18 protein-coding genes and 5 pseudogenes are annotated in these 24,692 nt (G+C 59.8%); 7 read left to right on the plus strand and 16 right to left on the minus strand.

Annotated elements, in window-relative coordinates:
- Positions 1–5 precede the first annotated feature (5 nt).
- The 7 genes and pseudogenes from ACZ46Y_RS00695 to ACZ46Y_RS00725 form a co-directional block, all read right to left on the minus strand.
- Positions 6–1,115 carry a TRAP transporter substrate-binding protein gene (locus ACZ46Y_RS00695; RefSeq protein ID WP_376717590.1) on the minus strand — a complete coding sequence of 370 codons (1,110 nt, stop codon included), beginning with the start codon at positions 1,113–1,115 and terminating at the stop codon, positions 6–8.
- A gap of 168 nt (positions 1,116–1,283) precedes the next feature.
- A complete protein-coding gene (gene uvrD, locus ACZ46Y_RS00700; protein ID WP_311956245.1) occupies positions 1,284–3,497 on the minus strand; it encodes a DNA helicase II in 2,214 nt (737 codons plus the stop codon).
- Positions 3,498–3,677: 180 nt separating this feature from the next.
- Positions 3,678–4,271 (minus strand): glycine zipper 2TM domain-containing protein, encoded by a 594-nt coding sequence (locus ACZ46Y_RS00705; protein WP_311956231.1) that lies wholly within the window; start codon positions 4,269–4,271, stop codon positions 3,678–3,680.
- A gap of 48 nt (positions 4,272–4,319) precedes the next feature.
- The gene (locus ACZ46Y_RS00710) at positions 4,320–5,534 is read right to left on the minus strand and encodes a hypothetical protein (protein ID WP_311956232.1); all 1,215 of its coding nucleotides are present in this window, start codon (positions 5,532–5,534) and stop codon (positions 4,320–4,322) included.
- Positions 5,531–6,955, minus strand: coding sequence for a hypothetical protein (locus tag ACZ46Y_RS00715; protein WP_311956233.1), 1,425 nt, complete (start codon positions 6,953–6,955; stop codon positions 5,531–5,533). The genes ACZ46Y_RS00710 and ACZ46Y_RS00715 overlap by 4 nt, the downstream gene beginning before the upstream one ends.
- A gap of 39 nt (positions 6,956–6,994) precedes the next feature.
- Positions 6,995–7,927, minus strand: a complete 933-nt coding sequence (locus tag ACZ46Y_RS00720) for an OmpA family protein (RefSeq protein WP_311956234.1) — start codon at positions 7,925–7,927, stop codon at positions 6,995–6,997.
- 353 nt (positions 7,928–8,280) lie between these two features.
- Positions 8,281–8,498 (minus strand): annotated as a pseudogene (locus tag ACZ46Y_RS00725) (transcriptional regulator); the annotation flags it as partial.
- A gap of 90 nt (positions 8,499–8,588) precedes the next feature.
- Here ACZ46Y_RS00725 and ACZ46Y_RS00730 point away from each other — a divergent pair.
- Complete coding sequence (locus ACZ46Y_RS00730) at positions 8,589–10,304, plus strand: ATP-binding protein (RefSeq protein ID WP_464380058.1); 1,716 nt, start codon at positions 8,589–8,591, stop codon at positions 10,302–10,304.
- Positions 10,305–10,397: 93 nt separating this feature from the next.
- Here ACZ46Y_RS00730 and ACZ46Y_RS00735 read toward each other — a convergent pair whose 3' ends face one another.
- Together ACZ46Y_RS00735 and hexR are read right to left on the minus strand one after the other, a co-directional pair.
- Positions 10,398–11,474, minus strand: a complete 1,077-nt coding sequence (locus ACZ46Y_RS00735; RefSeq protein WP_464380059.1) for an NAD(P)H-dependent flavin oxidoreductase — start codon at positions 11,472–11,474, stop codon at positions 10,398–10,400.
- Positions 11,475–11,493: 19 nt separating this feature from the next.
- Positions 11,494–12,357, minus strand: coding sequence for a transcriptional regulator HexR (gene hexR / locus ACZ46Y_RS00740; protein WP_311956236.1), 864 nt, complete (start codon positions 12,355–12,357; stop codon positions 11,494–11,496).
- A 201-nt stretch (positions 12,358–12,558) separates the two neighbouring features.
- Here hexR and ACZ46Y_RS00745 point away from each other — a divergent pair, with 201 nt between their 5' ends.
- From ACZ46Y_RS00745 to ACZ46Y_RS00755, 3 genes and pseudogenes are all read left to right on the plus strand, one after another.
- Entirely contained in the window at positions 12,559–12,768 is a 210-nt protein-coding gene (locus tag ACZ46Y_RS00745; RefSeq protein WP_311956237.1) for a PA3496 family putative envelope integrity protein, read from the plus strand.
- A gap of 218 nt (positions 12,769–12,986) precedes the next feature.
- Positions 12,987–13,133 carry a hypothetical protein gene (locus tag ACZ46Y_RS00750; protein ID WP_311956238.1) on the plus strand — a complete coding sequence of 49 codons (147 nt, stop codon included), beginning with the start codon at positions 12,987–12,989 and terminating at the stop codon, positions 13,131–13,133.
- A 31-nt stretch (positions 13,134–13,164) separates the two neighbouring features.
- Positions 13,165–13,595: pseudogene (locus tag ACZ46Y_RS00755) on the plus strand (helix-turn-helix domain-containing protein); the annotation flags it as partial.
- A 15-nt stretch (positions 13,596–13,610) separates the two neighbouring features.
- Here ACZ46Y_RS00755 and ACZ46Y_RS00760 read toward each other — a convergent pair.
- Positions 13,611–14,360 (minus strand): IS5 family transposase, encoded by a 750-nt coding sequence (locus tag ACZ46Y_RS00760; protein ID WP_464380033.1) that lies wholly within the window; start codon positions 14,358–14,360, stop codon positions 13,611–13,613.
- Positions 14,361–14,382: 22 nt separating this feature from the next.
- On the opposite strand from ACZ46Y_RS00760, the pseudogene ACZ46Y_RS00765 reads away from it, so the two are divergent.
- Both ACZ46Y_RS00765 and ACZ46Y_RS00770 read left to right on the plus strand, forming a co-directional pair.
- A pseudogene (locus tag ACZ46Y_RS00765) lies at positions 14,383–15,039 on the plus strand (IS630 family transposase); the annotation flags it as partial.
- A gap of 12 nt (positions 15,040–15,051) precedes the next feature.
- Positions 15,052–15,828: a Hint domain-containing protein gene (locus tag ACZ46Y_RS00770; protein ID WP_311957750.1), complete on the plus strand. Its 777-nt coding sequence runs from the start codon at positions 15,052–15,054 to the stop codon at positions 15,826–15,828.
- Between the two features lie 247 nt (positions 15,829–16,075).
- On the opposite strand, the pseudogene ACZ46Y_RS00775 reads toward ACZ46Y_RS00770, so the two are convergent.
- The 3 genes and pseudogenes from ACZ46Y_RS00775 to ACZ46Y_RS00785 form a co-directional block, all read right to left on the minus strand.
- Positions 16,076–16,639 (minus strand): annotated as a pseudogene (locus ACZ46Y_RS00775) (IS5 family transposase); the annotation flags it as partial.
- Positions 16,640–16,666: 27 nt separating this feature from the next.
- A complete protein-coding gene (locus tag ACZ46Y_RS00780) occupies positions 16,667–17,863 on the minus strand; it encodes an IS4 family transposase (RefSeq protein ID WP_311882096.1) in 1,197 nt (398 codons plus the stop codon).
- 113 nt (positions 17,864–17,976) lie between these two features.
- A pseudogene (locus ACZ46Y_RS00785) lies at positions 17,977–18,168 on the minus strand (transposase); the annotation flags it as partial.
- A gap of 39 nt (positions 18,169–18,207) precedes the next feature.
- On the opposite strand from ACZ46Y_RS00785, the gene ACZ46Y_RS00790 reads away from it, so the two are divergent.
- Positions 18,208–19,137, plus strand: a complete 930-nt coding sequence (locus ACZ46Y_RS00790; RefSeq protein ID WP_311957293.1) for a Hint domain-containing protein — start codon at positions 18,208–18,210, stop codon at positions 19,135–19,137.
- A gap of 115 nt (positions 19,138–19,252) precedes the next feature.
- Here ACZ46Y_RS00790 and ACZ46Y_RS00795 read toward each other — a convergent pair whose 3' ends face one another.
- From ACZ46Y_RS00795 to ACZ46Y_RS00805, 3 genes are all read right to left on the minus strand, one after another.
- Entirely contained in the window at positions 19,253–20,992 is a 1,740-nt protein-coding gene (locus ACZ46Y_RS00795) for an NADPH-dependent assimilatory sulfite reductase hemoprotein subunit (RefSeq protein ID WP_311957294.1), read from the minus strand.
- Positions 20,992–22,803 (minus strand): assimilatory sulfite reductase (NADPH) flavoprotein subunit, encoded by a 1,812-nt coding sequence (locus tag ACZ46Y_RS00800; RefSeq protein ID WP_311957295.1) that lies wholly within the window; start codon positions 22,801–22,803, stop codon positions 20,992–20,994. Before ACZ46Y_RS00800 ends, ACZ46Y_RS00795 begins: the two co-directional genes overlap by 1 nt.
- Before the next feature lie 285 nt (positions 22,804–23,088).
- Entirely contained in the window at positions 23,089–24,432 is a 1,344-nt protein-coding gene (locus ACZ46Y_RS00805; RefSeq protein WP_311957297.1) for a sodium-dependent transporter, read from the minus strand.
- Positions 24,433–24,692 lie beyond the last annotated feature (260 nt).

Below are 24,692 nucleotides of genomic sequence, written 5' to 3' on the forward strand. Positions count from 1 at the left end.
GGCGGCTAGCCGCGGGTTAGCGCGTCCCGGGTCTTTAAGTAGGCATACTCGCCGGTATCGGTCACCGGGCGTACGGTCTGCTGGAAGGCGCGGTAGGAGTCGTGGATCTTCTTCGACGCCGGGTCGTCGGCTACCTGCTCTTCGATAACCGCATTAGACGCTTCGTAGAGCGCCCGGGTGACGTCGTCGGGGAAGGTGCGCAGCTTGATGCCGTGCTCGTCCACCAGCGCCTTCAGCGCCTGGGCGTTGCGGAAGGTGAACTCGCTGATCATCGCCAGGTTGGCAGCCCGGGCGGCCTCGGTGACCACGGCCTTGAGGTCGTCGGGCAGGGCCTTCCAGGCGTCCAGGTTGACCGTGCCCTCAAGCACCGCGCTGGGCTCGTTCCAGGCGTTGGTGTAGTAGTAGTCGGCGACTTCGTGCAGGCCGAAGGCCAGGTCGTTGTAGGGGCTGACCCAGTCGGCGGCGTCCAGCGCGCCGGTCTGCATGGAGGTGAAAATCTCGCTGCCGGGCATGTTCACCGTGGTCACGCCGATGCGGTTCATGGCCTCGCCGGCAAGGCCGGGCAGGCGCAGCTTGATGCCCTGAAGGTCGTCCAGCGAGTTGATTTCCTTCTTGAACCAGCCGGCGGGCTGGGTAGTGGTGTTGCCCACGGCGAAGGGCTTGAGGTTGTGCTCGGCGTAAAGCTCGTCCCAGAGCTTCTGGCCGTCGCCGTAATAAAGCCAGGCGTTGGTTTCCTGGGTGGTCATGCCGAAGGGCACGGCGGTGAAAAACTGCGCCGCCGGCACCTTGCCGCGCCAGTAGTACGACGCCGAGTGGCCCATCTGCGCGGTGCCCGACGACACCGCATCAAACACTTCCATGGCCGGCACCAGCTCGCCGGCGCCGTGAACGCGGATGCGCATGCGCCCCTGGGAGAGTATCTCCACTTGCTTGGCAAACTCGCTGGCGCCGGTGCCAAGGGCCGGGAAGTTCGTCGGCCAGGAGGTGACCATGTCCCAGGAGACCGTCTCGTCGGCGCTGGCGGTGGCGACAAAGGGCGCGGCGGCGGCACCGGCGGCACCCAGCCCGGCGGTGGTCAGGGTGTGCTTGAGAAAATGGCGGCGTGGCAGGGTCATGGTGAGGCTCCGGTTGTTATTGAAAGAATACTGCTTTGGGCTAACCAACATGCCGGAGAATAGGGTGGCGAGGGGTTCTACGCCAAGGATGGCGTAGGTAGCGTCCAGGGAGGGATTTACAGCGCCCCTCGCCACCCTATCTTCGGCGGTATTAACCAATCGTCTGGCTTACGATAGCGGAATCAGCTTGGCAAAGCCCAGCACCAGCCATTTGGCGCCTTCGCGCTCGAAGCTGACCTGCACCCGGGCCCGGGCGCCTTCGCCCTCGGCGTTGAGGATGACGCCTTCGCCGAACACCGGGTGCTCCACGACCTGGCCGATGTGCAGGCTGGGCGTGTCGTCGTCGCCTTCCACGCTCTGCTGGCTAAGGTCGGAGGCAGCTCCACGCCGGGGCGCGGTGACCGGGCGCGAGACCTGCCCGCGCAGGCGCACTTCTTCCAGCAGCTCGGCGGGCAGCTCGCGCAGAAAGCGCGACGGCCGGGGGAAGATTTCCTTGCCGTGGAGGCGGCGGGTTTCGGCGTGGGTCAGGTAGAGCTTGTGCATCGCCCGGGTAACGCCGACGTAGGCCAGCCGGCGCTCTTCTTCCAGCCGGCCGGGCTCTTCCAGCGACATCTTGTGCGGGAACAGCCCTTCCTCGACGCCGGCGATGAACACCAGCGGAAACTCCAGCCCCTTGGCCGAGTGCAGCGTCATCAGCTGCACGCTGTCCTCGAACTCCTCGGCCTCGTGCTCGCCGGCGTTGAGCGCCGCTTCGGAGAGAAACGCTTCCAGCGCCACCAGGCCCTCGCCGGCTTCCGGGGCGTCGAAGACATCGCCCTGGGTAAACGCCCGGGCGGCGTTGACCAGCTCTTCGAGGTTTTCTACCCGGCCCTGACCTTTCTCGCCGGGCTCGGCCTGGTGGTGTTCAATCAGCTCGGTGAGGGCGGTGACGTGCTCGATGATCTCGTGCAGGGAGAGGCCGGCGGCGTCGTTGTCCAGCTGTTCGATCAGATTGGCAAAGGCGCGCACGGCGGTGGCGGCGCGGCCCTTGAGCGTGCCGTCGCTGGCGCAGTCGTGGAGCGCCTGCCACAGCGGAATGCTCTGCTCCCGGGCGCGAAGGCGCAGGGTTTCTACCGTGCGCGTGCCGATGCCCCGGGTGGGCACGTTGATCACCCGCTCGAGGGAGGCGTCGTCGTCGCGGTTGAGCAGCAGGCGCAGGTAGGCCAGGGCGTTCTTGATTTCGAGCCGCTCGTAGAAACGGTGGCCGCCGTAGATGCGGTAGGGTACGCCCTGGCGAATCAGCGTCTCCTCAAGCAGCCGCGACTGGGCGTTGGAGCGGTAGAGGATGGCTACGTCCTGACGCCTGAGCCCGGAAGCGGTGCGCTCCTTGATCGTATCGACGATAAAGCGCGCTTCTTCCAGGTCGTTGAAGCCGGCGTAGACCGAGATCGACTCGCCCCGGGCGCCGTCGGTCCACAGGTGCTTGCCCATGCGCTCGCTGTTGTGGCTGATCAGCGCGTTGGCGGCGTCGAGGATCGCGCTGGTGGAGCGGTAGTTCTGCTCCAGGCGCACGGTGTGTACCTGATCAAACTCGTTTTCGAAGCGGCTGATGTTTTCTACCTTGGCCCCGCGCCAGCCGTAGATCGACTGGTCGTCGTCGCCCACCACGGTGGTGGGCGTTTGCTGGCCGGTGATCAGCTTGAGCCAGGCGTACTGCAGGGTGTTGGTGTCCTGAAACTCGTCCACCAGCACGTGGCCGAAGCGCTCCTGGTAGTGCGCCAGCAGCGCGGGGTTGTCGCGCAGAAGCTCAAGGCTTCGCAGCAGAAGCTCGCCGAAGTCCACCAGCCCGCCGCGCTCGCAGGTCAGCTGGTAGAAGTGGTAGAGCTCGACCATCTGGCTCAGGTAGGCATCGCCTGCGGTATTCACCTGGGCCGGGCGCAGGCCCTCTTCCTTGCAGCCGCTGATGAAGCTGCGCACCTGGCGCGGCGGAAAGCGCTCGGCGTCGATGCTGTAGTCCTTGAGCAGGCGCTTGACCAGGCGCAGCTGATCGTCGGCGTCGATGATCTGGAAGTGCTGGGGCAGGCGCGCATCCTGCCAGTGGGTGCGCAAAAGCCGGTGGGCGATGGAGTGGAAGGTGCCCACCCAGACGTGGCGCATGGAAATGTTAAGCAGCGCCTCGAGCCGGGTGCGCATCTCCCGGGCGGCCTTGTTGGTAAAGGTCACCGCCAGCAGCGCATAGGGCGAAAGCCCTTCGGCCTGCATCAGCCAGGCGATGCGGTGCACCAGCACCCGGGTCTTGCCCGAGCCGGCACCGGCCAGCACCAGCAGGTTGCCCTGGGGAGCGCTCACCGCCTCGCGCTGGGCGGAGTTGAGCGAGTCGAGAATCGCCGTCACGTCGTCCATAAAAGCCGCTGCCGGGGGTTGAAAAGTGGGCTGATAGTCTATCATAGCGCCTGCTTTGTGGGCGGTTCGTCAGGCGTATTGGGGCGAGAGTGTAGTGATTGGAACGAAAAGTGCGGCGTCTAGCTACAGGGCAAGAGGTCGAGAGCCGACCTCTTGCCGTATCGGCGGTTTCCCACGGTATCAGGCAGCAATCGCGTCCAGCGGCTTATAGTCGCCTTTAGGCGTGCGGCACCAGATGACACCGTCTGCGACGCCACGTTCTTCTACCGATAATGAGGTGCGCGTCGGACGGCAGCTTGTGCCTTCATCCAAGCTGGCCAGTTTGGCGCGTTCCTGAGCAGAGATGGTTTTCCCGCGCACGTCGGACAAGTAGTCCCCCGCTTGATTGTCATGTGCCGACACTGTTTTGCCATAATAGACTTGGCCCCCGACATCCGTGCGCTGACCACTGCGCCAATCAACGGCACCAGCACGACTTTCATCAGCACGTAGCGCCTCTTGAGTCGTCTGAGCTAGCGACTCCTGCTCTTGCTGATTTAGGTGGTTAGCAAAGCGGTTGCCAACATAGCCGCCCAGGGCTGCGCCCACGGCCATGGCCACAACCTGGCCTTTTCCGCCGCCTATCTGAGAGCCCGCCAGCGCGCCCGCTACAGAGCCTACCGTTGTCCCCAGTGCGGAGCGCTGTTGAGACGAGAGAGATTGGCAGCCGCTGAGAAACAGCGAAAATACCAGTATGGCCATGATGACGACAGCCGGACGGAAAGGGCTTTGCATTTTTTAGCTTCCTTAGTGAGTTGGGGATAGAAATCAAAGGGTATAGGCTCATGGCCTTACTTCAGCCTCTATGGGAAGTAGCGCCGGGTTATCGCTGTCTGCCAGCCTGTCGTTACGAAATCCGAGATGCCCTGACAGTGTATCCTGAGATCCTTCCAGGAAAACGTTCTCCGGGTCTTCAAACAGCAGTGCTGTGGCCAGCTTGCCTTCAAGTTGACAACTGTTGTCCTGGCTGCAAATTAGACGTCCGCTTGTGAAGTGCGCACTACGATTGTCTGTACCCAGGTCAAGAAAGCTATCGGTCAGGCGCCCATTATCACCCTTCATTAATTGCATTCTGCCCTTGAAGGTACGCTCCTCTACCGTCACTTCCATATCGTATTGCGCGACACTTTCAGGCCTGATGGCAGGGACAGACAGCTCACGGGAAAAGTCTCCCGGATAGCCGTTGGAAAGATACACTACCTGCTGCATAAAGCCATTCAGAGCGTCAGCAGCCACCGGATTTTTAAGGGCAGCAGCCGTACCAAAGCCATATACCATGGCCCCCTGGAAATCGAGACGCGGCAGGTCGTCTATCGCCGACGTAGCCGAATTCAAACGCTGCTCGTCATCTCCTGACAAAACCGCGTTTAAATCGACTAAGTCCGAGTTATCTATCATGTCTGAATAGAGGATCACGCGTGTGGGAAGATCACCACCAAAGCGTGCCGCATCCGACTGCAGTGCGCGCAGTAAGTGGCGCTTCCCAATATCTTCGGCTTTACTCTGACGGCGCTGCTGCGGTGCGTCGGCATAGCCTGGTCCAACCTGATCCTGCATCTGCACCGTGATTTCTTTTTTGAGGTCGGGCAGTTGGTCAATGAGATCGTTGGTTAAAAGGCCGCTGATGCCGGAGCCGGCAAAACGGTCATGATAACGCTCTTCGATAACCGGATAGCAAAGCGTAGAACCGTGGGCTTTGGCAGTTCCTTTGGCGCTGTCCAATACCACAATATCCAGCGGCTCAGCGGTGGTCATTGTTTGCTGAAGCATTTGGTTCACAGCGCCGAACCACTCCTGCTCATCCGGTGAGAGCGAGAGCGCCTGTTTATCCACATAAAGCAAGGTGCGACGCACTGGCTTGACGCCTGCTTCTTTAGCAGGCTCACAGATTGATCCCGTGGAACTGCGAAATAGACCCTGTGCTTGTGCGGCATTCATTGGGCCAGCAGCGAGACCTATTATCACCGCCAAAGATAGGGAAAGTCGTTGCCCGTTCATGCTACTGCTTCCTCCATACGGCGCTTGGCTGCACGACGCTCAATAAAAGGTCCAAACTCCATGCGCTTTTTCAGCACTTTGCCGGGTGCTGCTACCGGATAGGTTTCATACTCCTGGGGAGTTAGCGTGCCGTGCTCAAGATCCACGAAGCTCACGTTCAGGTTGCCGGCCTTGATGTAGCCAAGCAGGTTGCGACGATAGGCTCTGAGGTTTTCGTCCAGCACTTCCTTAAGTCGGCCATAGAGCATGGCTTCATGTTCTTGCACTTGCTCACTCATATCCACCAGAAGTCGTCCCTGATTGTTGCGTGAGTTGAGCATGTTGTCGACCTGGTCAATCTGCATGCTCAGATGTTGCTCGCGCTCTCCCATTGCCTTTTCCATACGACGCGACCAAGCGGCAAATTTCTTGCTGGCCGCCAGATGACGTACACGGGCATCGGCAAAGTTGGGATCGCTGTCATGAAACCAATAGGCCACCATCGATCCCAGTAGCCAGACGATGAGATTGCCGAGTAGCGTCATGGCAACAGCGGTATACACTTCGCCTGTCGAGCCTCGCTCGCCGAAAGGGTTGCTACTGTCGAATGCCGATCCGCCCATCAGATCGCTATAAGCCAGCTTGTAGCGCATATAGCCCACCAACGTCATGGCGGCAATAAATAGCAGTGTGGTGAAGGTCAGTACGGTAAAGTTGCGCTTGCGCGTTTCCGAGGTGGCTGCAAAGCCGCAGCGGTGGCTCCACTGTTTGGCTAGACTACCGTGCTCGTGAGAGGCGGCAGCGACCGCCATCGCGACGACGATAACAATGCCCGCGGCAAGATAAGGCTGAGCGAAAAGCGCATTGGCTGCTTCCCAGTTGATCAGCCATTCGACCATGCCGACCAGCGCCAGTATGGGCAGGTAAACCCCCAATTTGACGATTTTGGCATGGCGATTGCCATGACGTTCGTAAAGCCTGTCGTATTCTTCTTCGGCATTTGCCGCTTCGCGGCGATCGTCCTTGAAGCCCTTCTTCTTTTCGACCCATTCCGCACTAATGTCCTGCTTTAAGGTGGTACGCTGCTTCTCCAGAGTGGTTTTGCGTTCCTTGAGGTCAGCCGTTTCTTCCAGCAGTTTGCTGTGGGGAGCAAGAATATTAGTGAAAGCGGTTTTCACCTCGACCCAGCGTGCGGTCTGGCGTAGTAAAGGAAAAAAGACCAGCCCTTCCATTTGTGGCGTATAGCCATATTCGGTTAGCACAATCTGCCCCTGAGAGGTTTGTGCTTCGCTATTTGCCGCTTCTCTCAGTTCTTGACTGAAGGTGGCCTCATCAGGAAATGACCAGCGGAACGCCAGGCATTGCTCCGCTACCTGTCGTACTTTTGCGTCGTCGATGGTTACAGTATCATCCTGGTATTTTTCTTTTTCTTTATCCTGCATATGGCGTCCTTTGCGTACTAATATCAGTGGCTAAATAAGTTAAAAACCGCTGCGCCGGCTGCCAATAGCCGGCTCGCGATGCACAACGGCAGGAAGGTCCAGGCTACGCTGGCGACCGCCGACCGTTATTTCCCGCGACTTGGCTTCGCCGGCGTCAGGCTGACGCTGCGCGCTCTCTACGTTAGTCTTGCGAGACTGGTCGACGGTATCAGTATCGCGCGATGCCGGTGTGTGTACTTGCACAGAACGTTTTTTACCCACGCTTGCTGGTTGGCGCTCTCGTGAATGGGTCTCGGCCAACTCTCGGTGCTCTTCATTGACCGGCACCCGACTCACCGCTTCCAGCGTAATCTCGGGGTAGGCCCCCAGGAAAAATTCTACACGGCGATTTTTGGCCATGCCTTCCGGCGTGTTGTTAGGCGCTACAGGCTGTAGTTTTCCCATACCGATATAATCAGCCTGCTGCGGTCGTACTCCCCGTTCTACCAGCCGCTGCGTTACGTTCCGAGCGCGGGCCAGGCTTAGTTCCTCGTTATAAGCCTTGCTGCCGCGTGCATCGGTGTGGCCTACCACCGCCAGATGGGTATCAGGGAGGTCGCCTTCAAGCACGCCAGCCAGGACACAGAGTATCGGCTCGGAAGAGGCCAATGGTGTGGCTTCGTCGGTGTCAAAGAAAGCCCGATCACCCCATGCTACGCGAATGACCGGTAGATCACGGTCCGTATCGAACAGTGTTTTAGGCAGTAGCAGCTGCTGGTCAATGCTGGGCGCCGGGACGTCACATTTGTCCGCGAGACGGCGAATGCGGTGGATACGATCGGCATGCTCCTGCTCAATCAGCTCGCTTTGACTGGAGAGCTGCGCTCCCTCCGGCTGTTGAACACGAATCGTTGGCTTTTTTGTCGCCATAGTGGCAGCGTTGCAGCCAGCCAGTGCAGCGCAAAGCAGCGCCATGATAGACAAACGTATCATCCTAACTCCAGATACATGATCAAGCTTGCGGGCAATGTATTGGCATCTACTGCGCGCGCGGGAACAAGACTCTAGACGTCTATAGTGCCGCTGTCATCCTTCATACAATTTCCGAGTGCCACCTGTGCGACGTCAGCGTGAGGGGCCGCAAATAGTAGGAGGCGGTATGATAAAGACCTGATAAGCAGGTCGGCTTGCAGCGCGCTTGATCACTGCTGGGCCATACAGAATATACAATTCAGCCTTAAGGATGATAGCGCTGTTTATTATAGCCTTGGCAGGCTGATGAAAACGCCAAACCCTCCCGGGCCAAGGTCTTATACTATAAACGACTATGCCGTGAGACTAAACACCTAGACCGCTTCGCCGTCTTCGGGAAAGCGTAGCGGCCCCAGGCTTTTGTTCACTTCCTTGAGCTGTTCGGCAATTTTGGGGCCGTGGGTCTTGGCCACCCCACGGCGAGGACGTTGTCCAGCACCAAGTGCGCAATCCGCGAGCTCATGGGAGTGTGGATTTCGGTGTCTTCGAACACGTCGTAAAGCGCGAGGGCCACCTCCGCGGCCAGCAGCGAGCCGAGAATCGCCGTCACGTCGTCCATAAAAGCCTTTGGGAAACCTACAGTGCTTTCGCCAATACCGCAGGCGGAACTCTCTATCTGGGAGTGAAGGAGGGTAATGAGGGGCCATCCACAGCCGGTCTTTCCGGGGCGGATGTGGATAAGCTGCAGCGTGACTTTTGGATGACGCTCAATAACTCTCAGAAGATCAGCGCCAACATCCTCCAGGAGCGCCATGTCAGCGTCGAGTCTTTTGAGGGCAGCGCTATCCTTATCGTCGAGGTGCCTCGGGCCACGCGCAGCGAGCGGCCGGTCTATATTGGCGTTGACCCTTTCAAGGGCACCTATCGGCGTAACCACGAGGGGGACTTCCGCTGTAATGAGGCCGAAGTGCAGCGAATGTTCGCCGACCGGCTCGAGCAGCAACCGGCCGATAGCCGCATCCTCGAGTACTTTGACTTCGATGATCTTGATTCCGCCTCGCTCAAACAGTACCGCAATCGGGTGGCCTCGCGGGTGCCCGATCACCCTTGGCTTACCGAGGATGATCTGGGCTTGCTGGCCAAGCTGGGTGGATGGCGCAAGGATCGGCGCAGCGGAGATGAGGGTCTTACCCTTTCGGGCTTGCTGATGTTTGGCAAAGTCGAAGCCATTCAGGATGTCGCAGCCTTACCAGGCTTCCAGCTTGACTATCGTGAGCGCCTGGCTGAAGAGGAGAACACTCGCTGGAGCGATCGGCTTACCATCGACGGCACCTGGGAAGCCAATCTGTTTCAGTTTTATCTGCGTGTTGCCCAGAAGCTTGCACACGACCCGGCACTCAAGGTGCCTTTCAGCGCCGATCGCCGTGGTGAAAGCGATGCCCATGAGGCGTTGAAGGAGGCGCTAGTCAATGCCTTGATCCATGCCGAGCATCACGGTCAGGGCGGCATTGTGGTGGATCGCTTCAAGAACCGTTTCGAGTTCTCCAACCCCGGTACGCTATTGCTTTCGCAGGAGCAGCTGATGGAAGGCGGTGTCAGTGAGTGCCGCAACAAGTCATTGCAGCTGATGTTTCAGCTGCTGGGCGTAGGCGATAAGGCGGGTTCCGGCCTCGACAAGATTCGGCGCAGCTGGCATGCACACCTTTGGCAACCGCCCAGCCTTGGTGAGCGTTTCCGCCCGGATCGGGTCATGCTGACGCTGCCGCTGATCAGCGTGATGCCCGAAGATGTGATGAAAAGGCTGCAGCAGTGTTTTGGTGAGGCCTTTCAGGAGCTCTCTGCTGATGAAGCCCAGACGCTGATCATCGCTGTCCTGGAACAGCAGGTCACCAACCGCCGCTTGCAGGAGATGCTCACCCTGCATCGAGTCGATATCACTCAAATGCTCAGTGGCTTGGTAGAGAAAGGCATGCTGGTGCCCCACGGCCGTCGTCGGGGGGCCTATTACACGCTCCCCCTGGAGATTCCAGCCGACTTGAAGATGGAGGCTGGTATACCTCAAAAGGATGCTAGCTCCCCCCGCAATGAGGAGAGCTTCCCGCATAGCGATATCGCTGAAGACATTCAGGCCTGGCAAGAGCTACAGCAGATAGCGGCCCCGGTTGCAGAAACCAGGCGCGCCCCACCAGAGACGATGCAGATCACGTTACTTCGACTCTGCCGAGGCCGATTCCTTACCCTTGCCCAGCTGTCTGAACTGCTCCAGCGCTCGCCCAAAAATACGGGTGAGCGCCACATTGCTCCCCTGGTTAAGGCGGGCAAGTTGCAACTTCGCTATCCCAACGTTCCGAACCATAGCCGGCAAGGCTATCGCACGGTAGAGGGTGTCACCGAATGACCACGTCCAGGAATATGATCCTCGACACGTTCGCTGGCGTCCCCTTGTGCTTCACCCCGCAATGCGCTGGCCAGAGCCTCCCGTGAAACGCCGCTATCGCGCCAGGGATAAAAACCGGCAGTTCTGCACCAGGCTTTCGATCAGCTCGCCCGCCGGCATTTCGCGGGCCAGCGGTGCGCCTTGGCCTGCCCAGTAGGCGGAAAACTCCGTGCTGTTGCCGGCCGTGGCGGCGGCGGCCAGCGCTTTTCCCGCGGCGTAGGCAATTGGGTAGTCGGGCAGGGCCGGGGCGTCAGGCCGGTCAACGTCTGTGTGCATGCGGTTCACCAGGCCCCGGGCGGGGCGACCTGAGATGACGCTGGTGATTTGCGTATGGTGGCTGCGCTCGCTTTTTAGCGCCCGGCGGTGGGCCGTACCGGCTGCGGACTCGGGGCTCAGGATAAAGGCCGTGCCCAGCTGAGCCCCGGCGGCGCCCAGGTTCAATGCCGCTTCGATGCCCTGGCCATCCATGATGCCGCCGGCGGCAATCACCGGTATGCCGCTTGCGGCGCTGATCAGACGAGTAAGCGCTAGGCTGCCTATTTGCCGGTCGCCCTGCTCGGGGGCGAAGACACCGCGGTGCCCGCCGGCTTCGGCGCCCTGGGCCACTACGGCATCGACGCCCGCGGCCTCCACCATGCGCGCCTCTTCCGGCGTGGTGGCGCAGCCGAAGGTGACGATGCCCGCTTGTTGAAGCGCTTGAATCCATTCCGCAGGCGGCAAGCCGAAGTGAAAGCTGACGACCGCCGGCTTTTCTTCCAGCAGCATGTCCAAAGCCGGGCGGTTGTCGTTAAAGCTTGGGTAGGCGGCGGTGAGCCGGGAGGGGGCTGGCGCCTTGAACTCTTCGAAAAAGGGCTTCAGGTAGCGGATCCATTGAGCCTCACGGGCTGAATCATGTGTCGCTTCGCGGTGGCAGAAGACATTGACATTAAACGGCTTTTCCGTCAGCGCCCGGGTCGCGGCGATCATCTCCCGCGCCTGTTCGGCTGAGCTTGCCCCGATGCCGATGGAGCCCAGCGCCCCGGCGTTGGAGACGGCTGCGGCAAGCGCCGGCGTCGAGACGCCAACCATCGGTGCCTGAACGATAGGGTGCCGAATGCGGGCGAGACGCGTCAGCGAATTGGCAAAGCACATGGTATTCCTCCTTGCTTCATTAGGGCGTGGCGTCGTCTTCGGGAAAGCGCAGCGGGCCGAGGCTTTTTTTCACTTCCCTGAGCTGTTCGGCAAGTTTGGGGCCGCGGGTCTTGGCCACCCCCACGGCGAGCACGTCGACCAGCACCAGGTGCGCAATCCGCGAGCTCATGGGGGTGTAGATTTCGGTATCTTCGAACACGTCGACGTAAAGCGCCAGGGTCACCTCTGCGGCCAGCGGTGAGCCGCTGGGGCACAGGCCGATGACCGTGGCGCCGGCTTCCCGGGCCAGGCGTACGCTTGCCACCAGCGCCCGGGTACGCCCGGTCTGGGAGATGGCCACCACCACGTCGCCTTCCTTGAGCGTGACCGCCGACATGTTCTGCATGTGCGGGTCGGAGTAGGCCGAGGTGGATATCTGCAGGCGGAAGAACTTGTGCTGGGCATCCACGGCTACCGCGCCGGAGGCGCCAAAGCCGTAAAACTCCACTCGGTTGGCGCTGGCCAGGGCGTTGACCGCTTGGCCCAGCGCCTGGTTGTCGATGCGGTCGCGTACCGAGAGCAGCGTGCCCACGGTGGAGTCGAAGATACTGTGGGAAAACTCGGCCACGGAGTCGCTGTCATTCATCGAAAATTGGGCGAACTGGCTGCCCGTGGCCAGCATCTGCGCCAGCTTGAGCTTGAAGTCCTGGAAGCCGCCGCAGCCCAGCGCTCGGCAAAAGCGCACCACGGTGGGCTCGCTGACCTTGGCCTCGGTGGCCAGGTCGACGATGCGCATGTGGATGACTTCTTCGGAGTTTCTCAGCACAAAGCGGGCCACTTTCTGTTCGGAGCGGCGCAGGTGCTCCATGCGGTGTCTCATTTCATCAAACAGGGCACGGCTCACGGCGGGCTCCCGGGTTGTGGCAGCCGCGAAGGCTGCAGTGGCAGAGGGTGCCGGCGTTTACGGGCGGCGGGTCGCATGTTGGGGAATTATCGCACGTTTGGCGCGGTAGGCGGGGCCACGTATCGCCATTTGGGCTATAGTCATCGTGGAGTTTTCATAAAGGAAAACGTCATAAAGGAAGTTTCGGGAGGAACGTCGATCATGCGTAACGTCGAACGTGTCACTTCGGTCAGAGCTCAGCTTCTCGACATTTTCATGGACATGGAGGTAGATGCCCACGAAACCCGCCGCCGCCACTCCGCCAGGCGCCACCTGCGCGCCCGGCGCGGCATCGAGGTGCACCGCGAAATCCAGTCGCTCACCCGGCAGATTGCCGAACTCACCGACCCGCGGGAAGGCAGCCTGCACTGAGCTCTTTTCCGGGTAAACCCTTTGCCGGGCGCCTTGCCGGTCGGGCCGGCCCTGGCGCCATCGCTGCCCGGCGCTCGCCTGAAAAGCCCGGGCCGCTCCGGCTGCCATAAAAAATGAAAATAAATTGGCTGCGGCGCTGGAAATTCGGGTTACTATCCGCTACCTTATGTTACGAGGGGAAAACAAATTTTAGCTTAATCTAAAAAAGGCGCATAACTATGGCAGACTACAAGCCGGGCGATCTACGGGAAGAAATGAACAAGATATATGATAACTTTCAGGAAAAAGTTATCCAAGAAGGCAAGGAGCCCGTAAAAGGTACCAAAGATACATTTAAGTGCCTAGGCAAATATATTCATGCATAATGTCGGTATAATATCAGCTTAGGACGGCAGCATGGTAAGGCGCTTCATCTCTCCTCTGACAGAAACCGACCGACAGGCGTTGACCCATGTCCATCAGTACGGGCAGAAACGCGCCTCGCGCCGTCGCGCTCATGCGATCCTCTTGAGCGACCAAGGCTACACCATCGCCCAGATCGGCGACATTTTAGTGGTCGGAAGAAATACCTTGACGATCTGGTTCAAGAAGTGGGAAGCCTCCGGTCTCGAAGAGCTCGTTGATAAGCCCCGTAGTGGCCGCACCCCAATTCTTGATGACAGCGATCGAGAGCGGCTACAGACCTTGGTGGAGGAGCATCCTCATCAGCTACGCACCCTGCAGGCTAGGCTTCAGGAGGAAACAGGAAAAACCTTCAGCACGGACACCTTGCGCCGGGCATTGAAAAAAAAAATCAAAATAGCTTCAAGCGCATTCGGCACTCACTAGGGCCTGTTGACGTTTCACATTGGTAGCCATAAAAAGCCGCATGCCAAGGCCACCATGCTTTCGTAATTTCGTTTGAGCTTATCGTAGCGCGTCGCAATGGCGCGATACGGTTTCAATCGAGCAAAGGCATTCTCAACCAGATGCCGGTAGCGATATAACCCTCTGTCCAGATTGGCATTTCCTTTTTTCGAGTTACGCCTGCGTGGAATGACGGCAGCCATTCCTTTGGCTTCGACCTGCTCACGGATACGTTCACTGTCATAGCCTTTGTCAGCCACCAGCGCGTCACCTGCCGGCAAACCGTCAATCAATGCCTGGGCTTCCGTGCTGTCGTGCACTTCACCCCCGGTTATTCTGAAGGCGATCGGCAACCCATAAGCATCCACGGCCAAGTGGATCTTGCTGGTATTGCCTGCACGACTTTTGCCAATGGCTTCTGCGTCTTCCGTGGCAGCTCCAGTGCTGTCTTGGTGAGCCTTGACGTAGGAGCCATCAATGAACAGCCACTCAACATCAGGATCTTCCACCAGAGAGCTGAAAATCCTCATCAGCTTTCCACTCGCTGACCAGGCGTTGAAACGCTTGTAGACCGTGTTCCAAAGGCCAAACACCTCTGGTAGGTCTCGCCACGGGCAGCCAGTGCGCATCCGATAAAGGATGCCTTCCACCGTGGTACGCAAGTCGGCCTTGTCATAAATACCTTGTTGAAGCAGGATAAGTTTCAGCTTCGACCAGTGTTCATCCGTGAGCATTTGTCGGGGCATGGCAGGCTTGCAGTTTGTTGGCGTAGGAACCTTTATTCTGCGAGCTTGCCCCTATCCTGCCAATACCCCTGCCATGAAACGTCAACAGACCCTAAAGGGCCGACGCGATGAGACGGATTTTCGCAATACCCAGGGCCTTCTGAAAGTGCTCCAAGAGCAAGAGGATCGAGGCGAACACGAGCTTTACTACTTCGATGAATCCGGCTTTTCCCAGTCGTCATCGATACCTTATGCATGGAGCTCCGTCGGCAAGCCATGGGAAGTGACGGCGTACTCACATAGCCATAGGCTGAACGTGCTGGGCTTTGTGAGCCGAAAAGGGAAGCTGGTCTACCATACGACCACCAAGTCGGTCACCACGGAGACCGTCATCGAGGCGTTTGATCAATTTGTGGCTCAGAAAGACCCCGAGGCCTTCGCCGTCGTCGTGCTGGACAATGCCAGTATGCATCGCTCCAAAGCGTTTAAGCGCAAGATTCTGGAATGGATGTCGCATCGCGTGCATCTGGTTTACCTATCCGCTTACTCGCCAGAGCTGAACTTAATCGAGATCCTTTGGCGGCAGGTCAAATACCACTGGCTGCCCCTCAGTGCCTATCTATCATTTGATCGGCTCTGCGATGAAGTCCATCGACTGCTCAAAGGTTACGGGACGGAACACACGATTAATTATGCGTAAGCACTTACAGAAATGTGTAAAGAGGTCAAGGATGCCCAAAAGGATGCCGGTGGCAACGAGGCGAATCTTGAAGACATCAATGCAGTAACAGGAGAGAAGCTAGACCAAATTAAACAGGATCTCCAGGACAATGGTCATGGAGACGTTTTGGATGATGCCGATGTCAAAACGGAAATGCAGTGTGTACAGGATTTGATCTGTTTCGCAGCCGGCACCCTGATTGCCACGCCGCAAGGAGAGGTCGCCGTTGAGGATCTGTCCATCGGCGATGAGATTCTGACCGCCAGCGGCGCCTCGGTTAAGGTCAAGTGGATCGGCAGGCAGACCGTCCACAATGGTGCGCTCGCCAACCTGCTCGCCGATACGACCCGGCCGGTGCGTATTCAGAAGGATGCCCTGGCTGCAGGCGTGCCGAACTGCGATCTTACCGTCACGTCCAGCCACGGGATCGTCATTGACGGCCTGGTGATCAACGCCTCGGTACTGGTGAATAACGATACCATTGACTACGTGCCGCTGAGCGAACTGGCCGAATCTTCGAGCTATTACCACATCGAAACGGAAGGTCACGAAGTGATCCTGGCCAACGGCGCCGAAGCCGAGACCTATATCGACTATGTGGATCGTCAGGCGTTTGACAACCATGGCGAGTATGTCGAGCTCTACGGCATCGAAAGGACCGTGGTAGAGATGCCCCACCACCGCATCTCTTCGCGCCGCCTGCTGCCCCTCGCCGTGCGCGCGAATCTGGGCATCCAGGAAACGAGCATTACCGCGAAGATCGCCTAAGCTTGCCGTACCATCACAAGGCCCGGGGCTAATCCGCCTCGAGCCTTGAGTGAGATAATAAACGCCTCGCCGGTAACTCACCGGCGGGGCGTTTTTCGTTGGCCGGCCGGGTCGCTCCCAGCCTGCTACGCTGGGCATTCGGGTTATTTGCTGATATCTTGTAGTACGATCAAAAAACTAATTTAGCTGACTATAAGCAAAAGGTGCATGATTATGGCAGACTATAAGCCTAGGGCCTGTTGACGTTTCACATTGGTAGCCATAAAAAGCCGCATGCCAAGGCCACCATGCTTTCGTAATTTCGTTTGAGCTTATCGTAGCGCGTCGCAATGGCGCGATACGGTTTCAATCGAGCAAAGGCATTCTCAACCAGATGCCGGTAGCGATATAACCCTCTGTCCAGATTGGCATTTCCTTTTTTCGAGTTACGCCTGCGTGGAATGACGGCAGCCATTCCTTTGGCTTCGACCTGCTCACGGATACGTTCACTGTCATAGCCTTTGTCAGCCACCAGCGCGTCACCTGCCGGCAAACCGTCAATCAATGCCTGGGCTTCCGTGCTGTCGTGCACTTCACCCCCGGTTATTCTGAAGGCGATCGGCAACCCATAAGCATCCACGGCCAAGTGGATCTTGCTGGTATTGCCTGCACGACTTTTGCCAATGGCTTCTGCATCTTCCGTGGCAGCCCCAGTGCTATCTTGGTGAGCCTTGACGTAGGAACCATCAATAAATAGCCACTCGACATCAGGATCTTCCACCAGAGAGATGAAAATCCTCATCAGCTTTCCACTCGCTGACCAGGCGTTGAAGCCTGACGAATCCCCACGAATATGTTGCTACTCGCCGCATAGGCTCTGCTCCCTGACTTCCTCGCGAAGTCGTGCTCGGAGGGTTGTCCAAGCAGGCCAAGGCACGGCGTCGGGTTGATGACGACGAAGACATTCCAAGCCCAGGCGCCACACGGAAAGCACGCTCCGGTGCCGGATACTGTTGCTCTGATAGCGCCGCTGTTGCCCCCGGGCTCGGACATCCAGGCCGGCCACCATCATGGCCACGTTCGCCAACATGGCGATCAGCAGCAGGACCTCGATGCGCTTGCCCTGGCGAGACTGATGCATGCCGAAGCCCAGCCCGAACAAGGGACTTTTGACATCGCGGAACCCTTCCTCAATCTGCATGCGCTGTCGGTAGATCGTTACCACTTTATTCGCCAGCGTTGAGCGGTCCGGCAGATTGCTGACCAGCACCCAGGGCTCCTGCTGACGCCGGGCGATCGTCCGGCTGCCGCCGTCCCGAGAGATCCGGCCTTGTTTATTGCGATGCTTACGTCCCCGTGGCGGTCGATAATAGAGCACCATCTGAGCGCGGAACGGATGGTTTTCGGCGATCCGGACGGAGCCCCACGCCTGCGGTTCCGATGTCGCGTGTTGAAACAGGGTCTTCACGGGTTGCCATGCTTCGCCTGACGCCTGGTAACGGGCGGGCTGACGGACCCGTCCAACGATATACCAGCCGCGCGCTTCAACGGCCCGAAACCACGGGTTACGAAAGCCGGCATCGGTCACCAGGATCGGCGTGGCCTTGTCGGGCAGGATCCTTGCCAGCGCATCCAGCAGATAGGCTTCACAGTATGGGCATCCTTCCTTGTGATGAACCTTCTCGAAGATGGGCAGCGATCGCCCGGCGAAGGGCACCGCCGCACGCAGCAGGAAATGCCTGCCGCGGTCATCAATCGGCGACCAGTCCACCAGAATCAGTGGGCGCGTTGTATGGCCGATCAGCAGCGAGGCCATGAGCCAATAGAACAGCGGTCGTTCCTGATGAAGGTGAGGGTTGCCTAATAGTCGATCGACTCGTTTGATGGCGTGCTTGGCATCCGTCGAGCTCGGCAACGCACGGCCAATGGCCGTTAATCCCAGACGTCGCTCGCCCAGCAGAGCGCCAACGGTATCGAGGACGGTCTGTAGCCGCTTGGCATGGATCACGGAGAGTGAAGACGTCAGCAAGTTATGCAAGAATCGAGGGGCCTGCATGGGTCTCCTTCGCATGTTGTTGTGTGTCGTAACTCACAACATGCATGACTCATGCAGGCTTTTTCAATCCTATCATGCTGATTTTATTACCCATTTCATGGGGATTCCTCAGCGTTGAAGCGCTTGTAGACCGTGTTCCAGGGGCCAAACGCCTCCGGTAGGTCCCGCCACGGGCAGCCGGTTCGCATCCGATAAAGGATGCCTTCCACCGTGGTACGCAGATCGGTCTTGTCATAAATACCTTGTTGAAGCAGGATAGATTTCAGCTTCGGCCAGTGTTCATCCGTGAGCATTTGTCGGGGCATGGCAGGCTTGCAGTTTGTTGGCTTAGGAACCTTTATTCTGTGAGCTTGCCCCTATCCTGCCAATACCCCTGCCATGAAACGTCAACAGACCCTAATGATTATCAGGAAAAGCTCGACGGTGAGTGGAATGACTTCCTGGAAATAAAATTCGACGAGGGGGAGGGGCAGCCCGAGACGGTAAAGACATTGGGAGAAATACAAGATATGATACCCGATGCCCATAAGGATACTGAACTAGGTACGCCTGAGCGCGACGATGTAAACTATAGAATTCAGGAAACCGTAGATAAAATCAAAAACTATCTCGACAATAACTATCCGGATATCAGAAATGATTCTGAAGTCGAGGCAGCAATAGACGGCATAGAGAGTTCTATCTGTTTCGCGGCCGGTACCATGATTGCCACGCCGCAAGGAGAGGTCGCCGTTGAGGACCTGTCCATCGGCGATGAGATCCTGACCGACAGCGGCGCCTCGGTGAAGGTCAAGTGGGTCGGCAGGCAGACCGTTCGTAATAAGGCGCTCGCCAACCTGCTTGCCGATAACCACCGGCCGGTGCGTATTCAGAAGGATGCCCTCGCCGAAGGCGTGCCAAACCGTGATCTCACTGTGACGGCCAACCACGGAATGATCATTGATGGCCTGGTCATCAACGCTGCGGTGCTGGTGAATAACGATACCATTGACTACGTGCCGCAAAGCGAACTGGCCGAGACCTCGACCTATTACCACATCGAAACGGAAGGTCACGAAGTGATCCTGGCCAACGGCGCCGAAGCCGAGACCTATATCGACTATGTGGATCGTCAGGCGTTTGACAACCATGGCGAGTACGTCGAGCTCTACGGCATCGAAAGAACCGTGGTAGAGATGCCCCACCACCGCATCTCTTCGCGCCGCCTGCTGCCCCTCGCCGTGCGCGAGCGCCTGGGCATCCAGGAAACGAGCATTACCGCGAAGATCGCTTAAGTTCGCCGTGCCATCACAAGGCTCGGGGTAGCTAAGCCCGATCCTTGAGCAAGATAAAAACGCCCCGTCGGTGATTCACCGGCGGGGCGTTTTCGTTGACGGAGTAGATGTGGCGCTAGACCGCGTAGGCTCTGTGGAACACCTCGGGGTCGCGCCCGGCGTCGACGAGTTCGACGCGAATGAGAAAGTCGCCAAAGCCTTCGCCGTCGTTACGCTCGGCAGCAAAGCGCTCGAGCATGGGGTCGATTAGCTCGAGGATAGTGGCTTCGTCGATGTTTTCGCGGTAGAGGCGGTTCATGCGTTCGCCGCGCGCGTCGCCGCCGAGAAAGAGGTTGTATTTGCCCAGCGCCTTGCCAGTGAGGCCGATTTCGGCGAGGTAGGGCCGGGCGCAGCCGTTGGGACAGCCGGTCACGCGCACGTTGATCGGCGTGTCGGCAAGGCCGTGTGTGTCCATCAGCGCGTCAAGCTTAGCCGTCAGCGACGGCAGGTAGCGCTCGGACTCGGCCATGGCCAGCGCGCAGGTGGGAAAAGCCACGCAGGACATGGCGTTGCGCGCCAGGGGCGTGCTCCGGCTGCCGTCGTCCAGCCCGTAGTGGTCGACCAGCGTCTGGATCTCGGCCTTTTGCTCCGGGGCGACGTTGGCGATGATCAGGTTCTGGTTGCAGGTAATGCGAAACTCGCCGCTGTGCACCCGGGCGATCTCGCGCAGGGCGGTGCGTAGCCGGTAGCCGTCGTCAAAGTCGGCGATGCGCCCGCTTTGGATGGCAAGGGTCAGGTGCTGGTTGCCGTTTTCGCCCTCGACCCAGCCGAAGCGGTCGCCGTTGTGGGTGAAGACGTAGTCGCGCACGGCTTCCATGGGCGCGCCGTGGTAGTCGGCAAAGCGCTCGAGGAACCACGCAACGCCGTGGTCGGCGATGGTGTACTTGAAGCGCGCGTGGGTGCGCTCGGTGCGGCAGCCGTGGTCGCGCTGAACGGCGGCGATGGCCTCGCAGGCGTCGACCACCTGGTCGGCGGGAACGTAGCCGGCGACGTCGGCCAGACGCGGGTGGGTGGCTTCGTTGCCGTAGGTCATGCCCATGCCGCCGCCCACGCCGACGTTGAAGCCCTTGAGCTCGCCGTCTTCGACAATGGCAATCAGGGCGATGTCGTTGGACAGCACGTCGGCGTCGTTTTCCGGCGGTACGGCCAGCGCAATCTTGAACTTGCGCGGCAGGTAAAAGTGGCCGTAGAACGGCTCCTCTTCCTTTTCATCTGCCTTTTCTGCTTGACCCGGCTGGTCTTCGCCCCGGGCTTCCACCCGCTCTTCGCCCAGCCAGATCTCGGCGTAGGCGTTGGAGCGCCATTTCAGCCGCTCGCTGATCGCGACGGAGTAGCGGTGAATGTCGGCGTGTACCTGGGACTGGTGCGGGTTGACGTTGGACACCACGTTACGGTTGACGTCGCCGCAGGCGCCCCTGGTGTCGAGCCCCAGCGCGCTGATCGCCTGCATCAGCGGCCGCATCCTGTGCTTGAACACGCCGTGAAACTGGAACGTTTGGCGGGTGGTCAGGCGCAGGGTGTGGTTGGCGCAGTCGTCGGCGATCTGATCCAGCCCCAGCCACTGGTCGGGGCTCAGCACGCCGCCGGGCAGGCGCAGGCGCACCATGAACATGTGCAGCGGCTCCAGGCGCTGGCGGCGGCGCTCGTCGCGCAGGTCGCGGTCGTCCTGCTGGTAGGTGCCGTGGAACTTGGTCAGCTTGTTGTCGCTGTCCGCAATCGCGCCGGTGGCCAGGTCGCCCAGCCCCTCGGCGATGGTGCCGCGAAGGTAGTTGCTTTCGCGCTTGATGATTTCGGCTTCGGGTAACGTATGGCTCATTAGTAGATATCCCGCTGGTAGCGTTTCTGGCGGGTTAGCTCCCGCAGGTAGTCGGTGGCGTCTTCGAGGTTTTTGCCGCCGGCGTCCATGATCACGTCAAGCAGTGCCTGATGAACGTCGGGGGCCATGCGCTCGGCGTCGCCGCAGACGTAGAGGTGGGCGCCGCGCTCCAGCCAGCGCCAGACCTCATCGGCGTTTTCGCGCAGGCGCTGCTGGACGTAGACCTTTTCCCCCTGGTCCCGGGAGAAGGCCACGTCGATGCGGTCAACCACGCCCTGGCGGCGCCAGGCCAGCCACTCGCTCTGGTAGAGAAAGTCGGAGTGGAAGTGGCGGTCGCCGAACAACAGCCAGTTGTTGCCTTCGGCTTCGCGCTCCTCGCGCTCCTGCATGAAGGCGCGAAACGGCGCGATGCCGGTGCCCGGGCCAACCATAATCATCGGCGCGGCGTCGTCTTCGGGCAGGCGAAAGTGCTTGTTGGCCTCGATGTAAACCGGCACGGCGGTATCGTCGGCGAGGCGGTCGGTGAGCCAGGTAGAGGCCACGCCGCCGCGCTGGCGGCCGCCGTTTTCATAGCGCACGGCGGCTACGGTCAGGTGGACCTCGTCGTCCACCGCGGACTGGCTTGAGGCGATGGAGTAAAGCCGCGGCGGCAGCTTGCGCAGGGTGTCGATGAGCGTCTGGGCGTCGATGCCCGCGGCCGGCGAACCTTCGATGAGATCGAGCACGTCGCGGCCGTAGAGCCATTCGGTGAGCGCCTTGTTGTCGCTCAGGCGCTCGGCGAGGGCCTTATTGCCGGAAAGCTCGGCCCACTTTTCCACCACCGGGCGGGTCAAAAGCGTCAGTTCGCGGTGATGCTTGAGCGCCCCGGCAAGCGTGGTGTCGATGTCGCCGGCGGTGACCGCAGCGTCGGGGTCGAGCTTAAGCGACTCGATGATCGCGGCGACCAGCGCCGGGTCGTTCTGCGGGTAGAGCCCCAGCGAATCCCCGGGCTGATAGCTAAGCCCCGAGTCTTCCAGAGAGAACTCGACGTGGCGGGTCTCCTTGCTGGAGCCGCGGCCGTTGAGGTTCTGGTTGTCGAGCACTTCGGCCATGAACGGATAGCGGCGGGTGTAGGTCGTGGCCTCCGCCGCCGGGGCGGCACCGAGGCTGGTGGCGGTGGGCACGCCCGAGGCGCCGGCTTCGTGCTGCAGCTGCTCGAGCAGGTTGGCGATCCAGGCGTCGGCCGCGTCGTCGTAGTCGACGTCGCAGTCGGCGCGCTCGACAAGCGCGGTGGCGCCGAGCTTGGCAAAGGCGGCGTCGAAGTCCTTGCCGGTCTGGCAGTAGTGCTCGTAGCTGGTGTCGCCCAGCGCCAGCACGCCGTACTTGAGGTGCTTGAGCGAGGGCGCCTTGCGGCCGTGGATAAACTCGTAAAGGTCCAGGGCGTTGTCCGGCGGCTCGCCCTCGCCGTGGGTCGAGGTGATGACGGCGACGAAGGATTCGCTTTTCAGCTGGCGCGGCTTGTAGTCGGCCATGTCCAGCACCCGGGCATCGATGCCCAGGGCGTTGGCCTGCTCGCCCAGGGTTTCGGCCAGGCCTTCGCCGTTGCCGGTTTGCGAGCCGTACAGCACGGTGAGCGACGGGCCTTCCGGGCTCGCCTCGCCGGCGCTCTGGGTAGCCGCGGCACTGCTCGGCGCGCCGGCCTGAGCCGCCTGATGCCCGGCGATAAAGCCGGCCAGCCAGTCGAACTGGTGAGGCGCCAGGGTTTCCATCAGGCGGTTCAGGCCGCTGGCCTGATCGGCCGATAGCGGGGAATTACTCGGGTCGATTTTCATAGAACGATTTTTTATAGAACACGGTCAGCGGGGTTAACGTTTGTTCTAAGCTACCATCCGGCAGACGGGCCTTTGTAAAAACATTGATATTGTTTTGGGATATCAATCGTCATATTTTTTATATGTTATTGTTATAACAAAGCGCGATGCTTTTAAAAGCGAGAGGCATTTCCTGATCAAACAAGGGGGCGGGAGAGGTTTCAGGGGGAAGTTCGCGCATAAAAAGCCCCGGCCAGCTTAAGCTGGCCGGGGCTTTGGTCTCTAGCGCCCTGGTCGAGTGCCGGGTTACATCAGGCCGGTGACAAACACCACCACGACGCCGATGGGGGCGATGACCCGGGCGATGACGTTCCAGGCGGTTACGCCGGTGGCGGAAAGCCCCAGCTCTTGCTCCACGCTTTTGCGGTTCAGGCACCAGCCGGCGAACACAATGGAGCCAAGCCCGGTCAGCGGCAGCAGGAACTTCGCCGTCAGCGTATCGAGGAAGTCGAAGATGTTCAGGCCCAGCAGGCTAACCTCGGACCAGACGTTGAACGACAGCAGCGCGGCTACGCCCAGAAGCCATACGGCAACGCCGCCGATCAGCGTGGCGGGTACCCGGCTCAGAGCGGTGCGCTCTTCGAGCATCTCCACCGTGGGCTCGAGAAGCGAGATCGCCGAGGTCAGCGCGGCAAAGGTCAGCAGCAAAAAGAAGATCAGACCGAGGATGGTGCCGCCGGCCATGTTGCCGAACGCCAGCGGCAGGGTGACAAAGATCAGCCCCGGCCCTTCGCCCGGGCTCAGCCCGTTGGCAAAGACGATGGGGAAGATGGCAAGCCCCGCGAGCAGCGCAATCACGGTATCGAGAATAATCACCGTGCGTGCGGTGCTGATCAGGTTGACGTCTTTGCCCAGGTAGGAGCCGTAGGCCATCATGATGCCCATGCCCAGCGACAGGGTGAAAAACGCCTGCCCCATGGCGGCCAGTACCACGCCGCCGTCCAGCGCGCTCCATTCCGGGCGGAACATGAACGCCAGGGCTTCGCCGAAGTGGCCGGTGGTCATGCCGTAGCCGGCCAGTATCAGCATGAGGATCACCAGCGCCGGCATCATCGAGCGCACCGCGCTTTCAAGCCCCTTGGTCACGCCTCGGGCAACGATGGCGACGACCAGCGCCATGAAGGCGGTGTGCCACAGCAGAAGCGTGCCGGGGCTTGCCAGCATGCCGTTGAACAGCGCGCCGATCTGATCGGAATCCCCGCCGCTGAAGCTGCCGATGACCGAGCCCAGGGTATAGTTGAGCGACCAGCCGCCGATCACGCTGTAAAACGAGAGGATCAAAAAGGCGGCGAGCACGCCGCTGATGCCGATTCCCAGCCAGGCTTTGGGCTGGCCGTTCTGGCGCGCCTGGTCGGCCATGGTGTCGATGGGGTTTTTCTGCCCGCGGCGGCCGATCATCCATTCCGCGACCAGTATCGGCAGGCCGACCAGCGCCACGCAGGCCAGATAGACCAGCACAAAAGCCGCGCCGCCGTTTTCCCCCACCATGTAAGAGAAGCGCCAAATGTTCCCGAGGCCCACGGCCGATCCCGCAGCCGCAAGCACAAAGGTCATGCGCGATGACCACTGTGCGTGAGCAAGTTTTGCCATACATCACCTGTTATTCAGTGCGTTATAGTAATTGAGTGGGTGCCATGGAATGATGTCATTGCGGTTATCAGCGTGTTATCGCAATGATGGCCGGATGGATGCGCGTACGCATCGTTTCGAAATGCCGGGCACGCCAAACGCGCCGAATATCCGGCGCCACCGTGCCAGCGTTTTTACCGAACGTCCGTGCAATTTATCCGATCAGTGCGGCGGGTGCCAGCCGAGCGCTGTAAAAGCGCGTTGAAACGCCGTTTTAGCGC

It is taken from the genome of Halomonas garicola, from assembly GCF_055382465.1.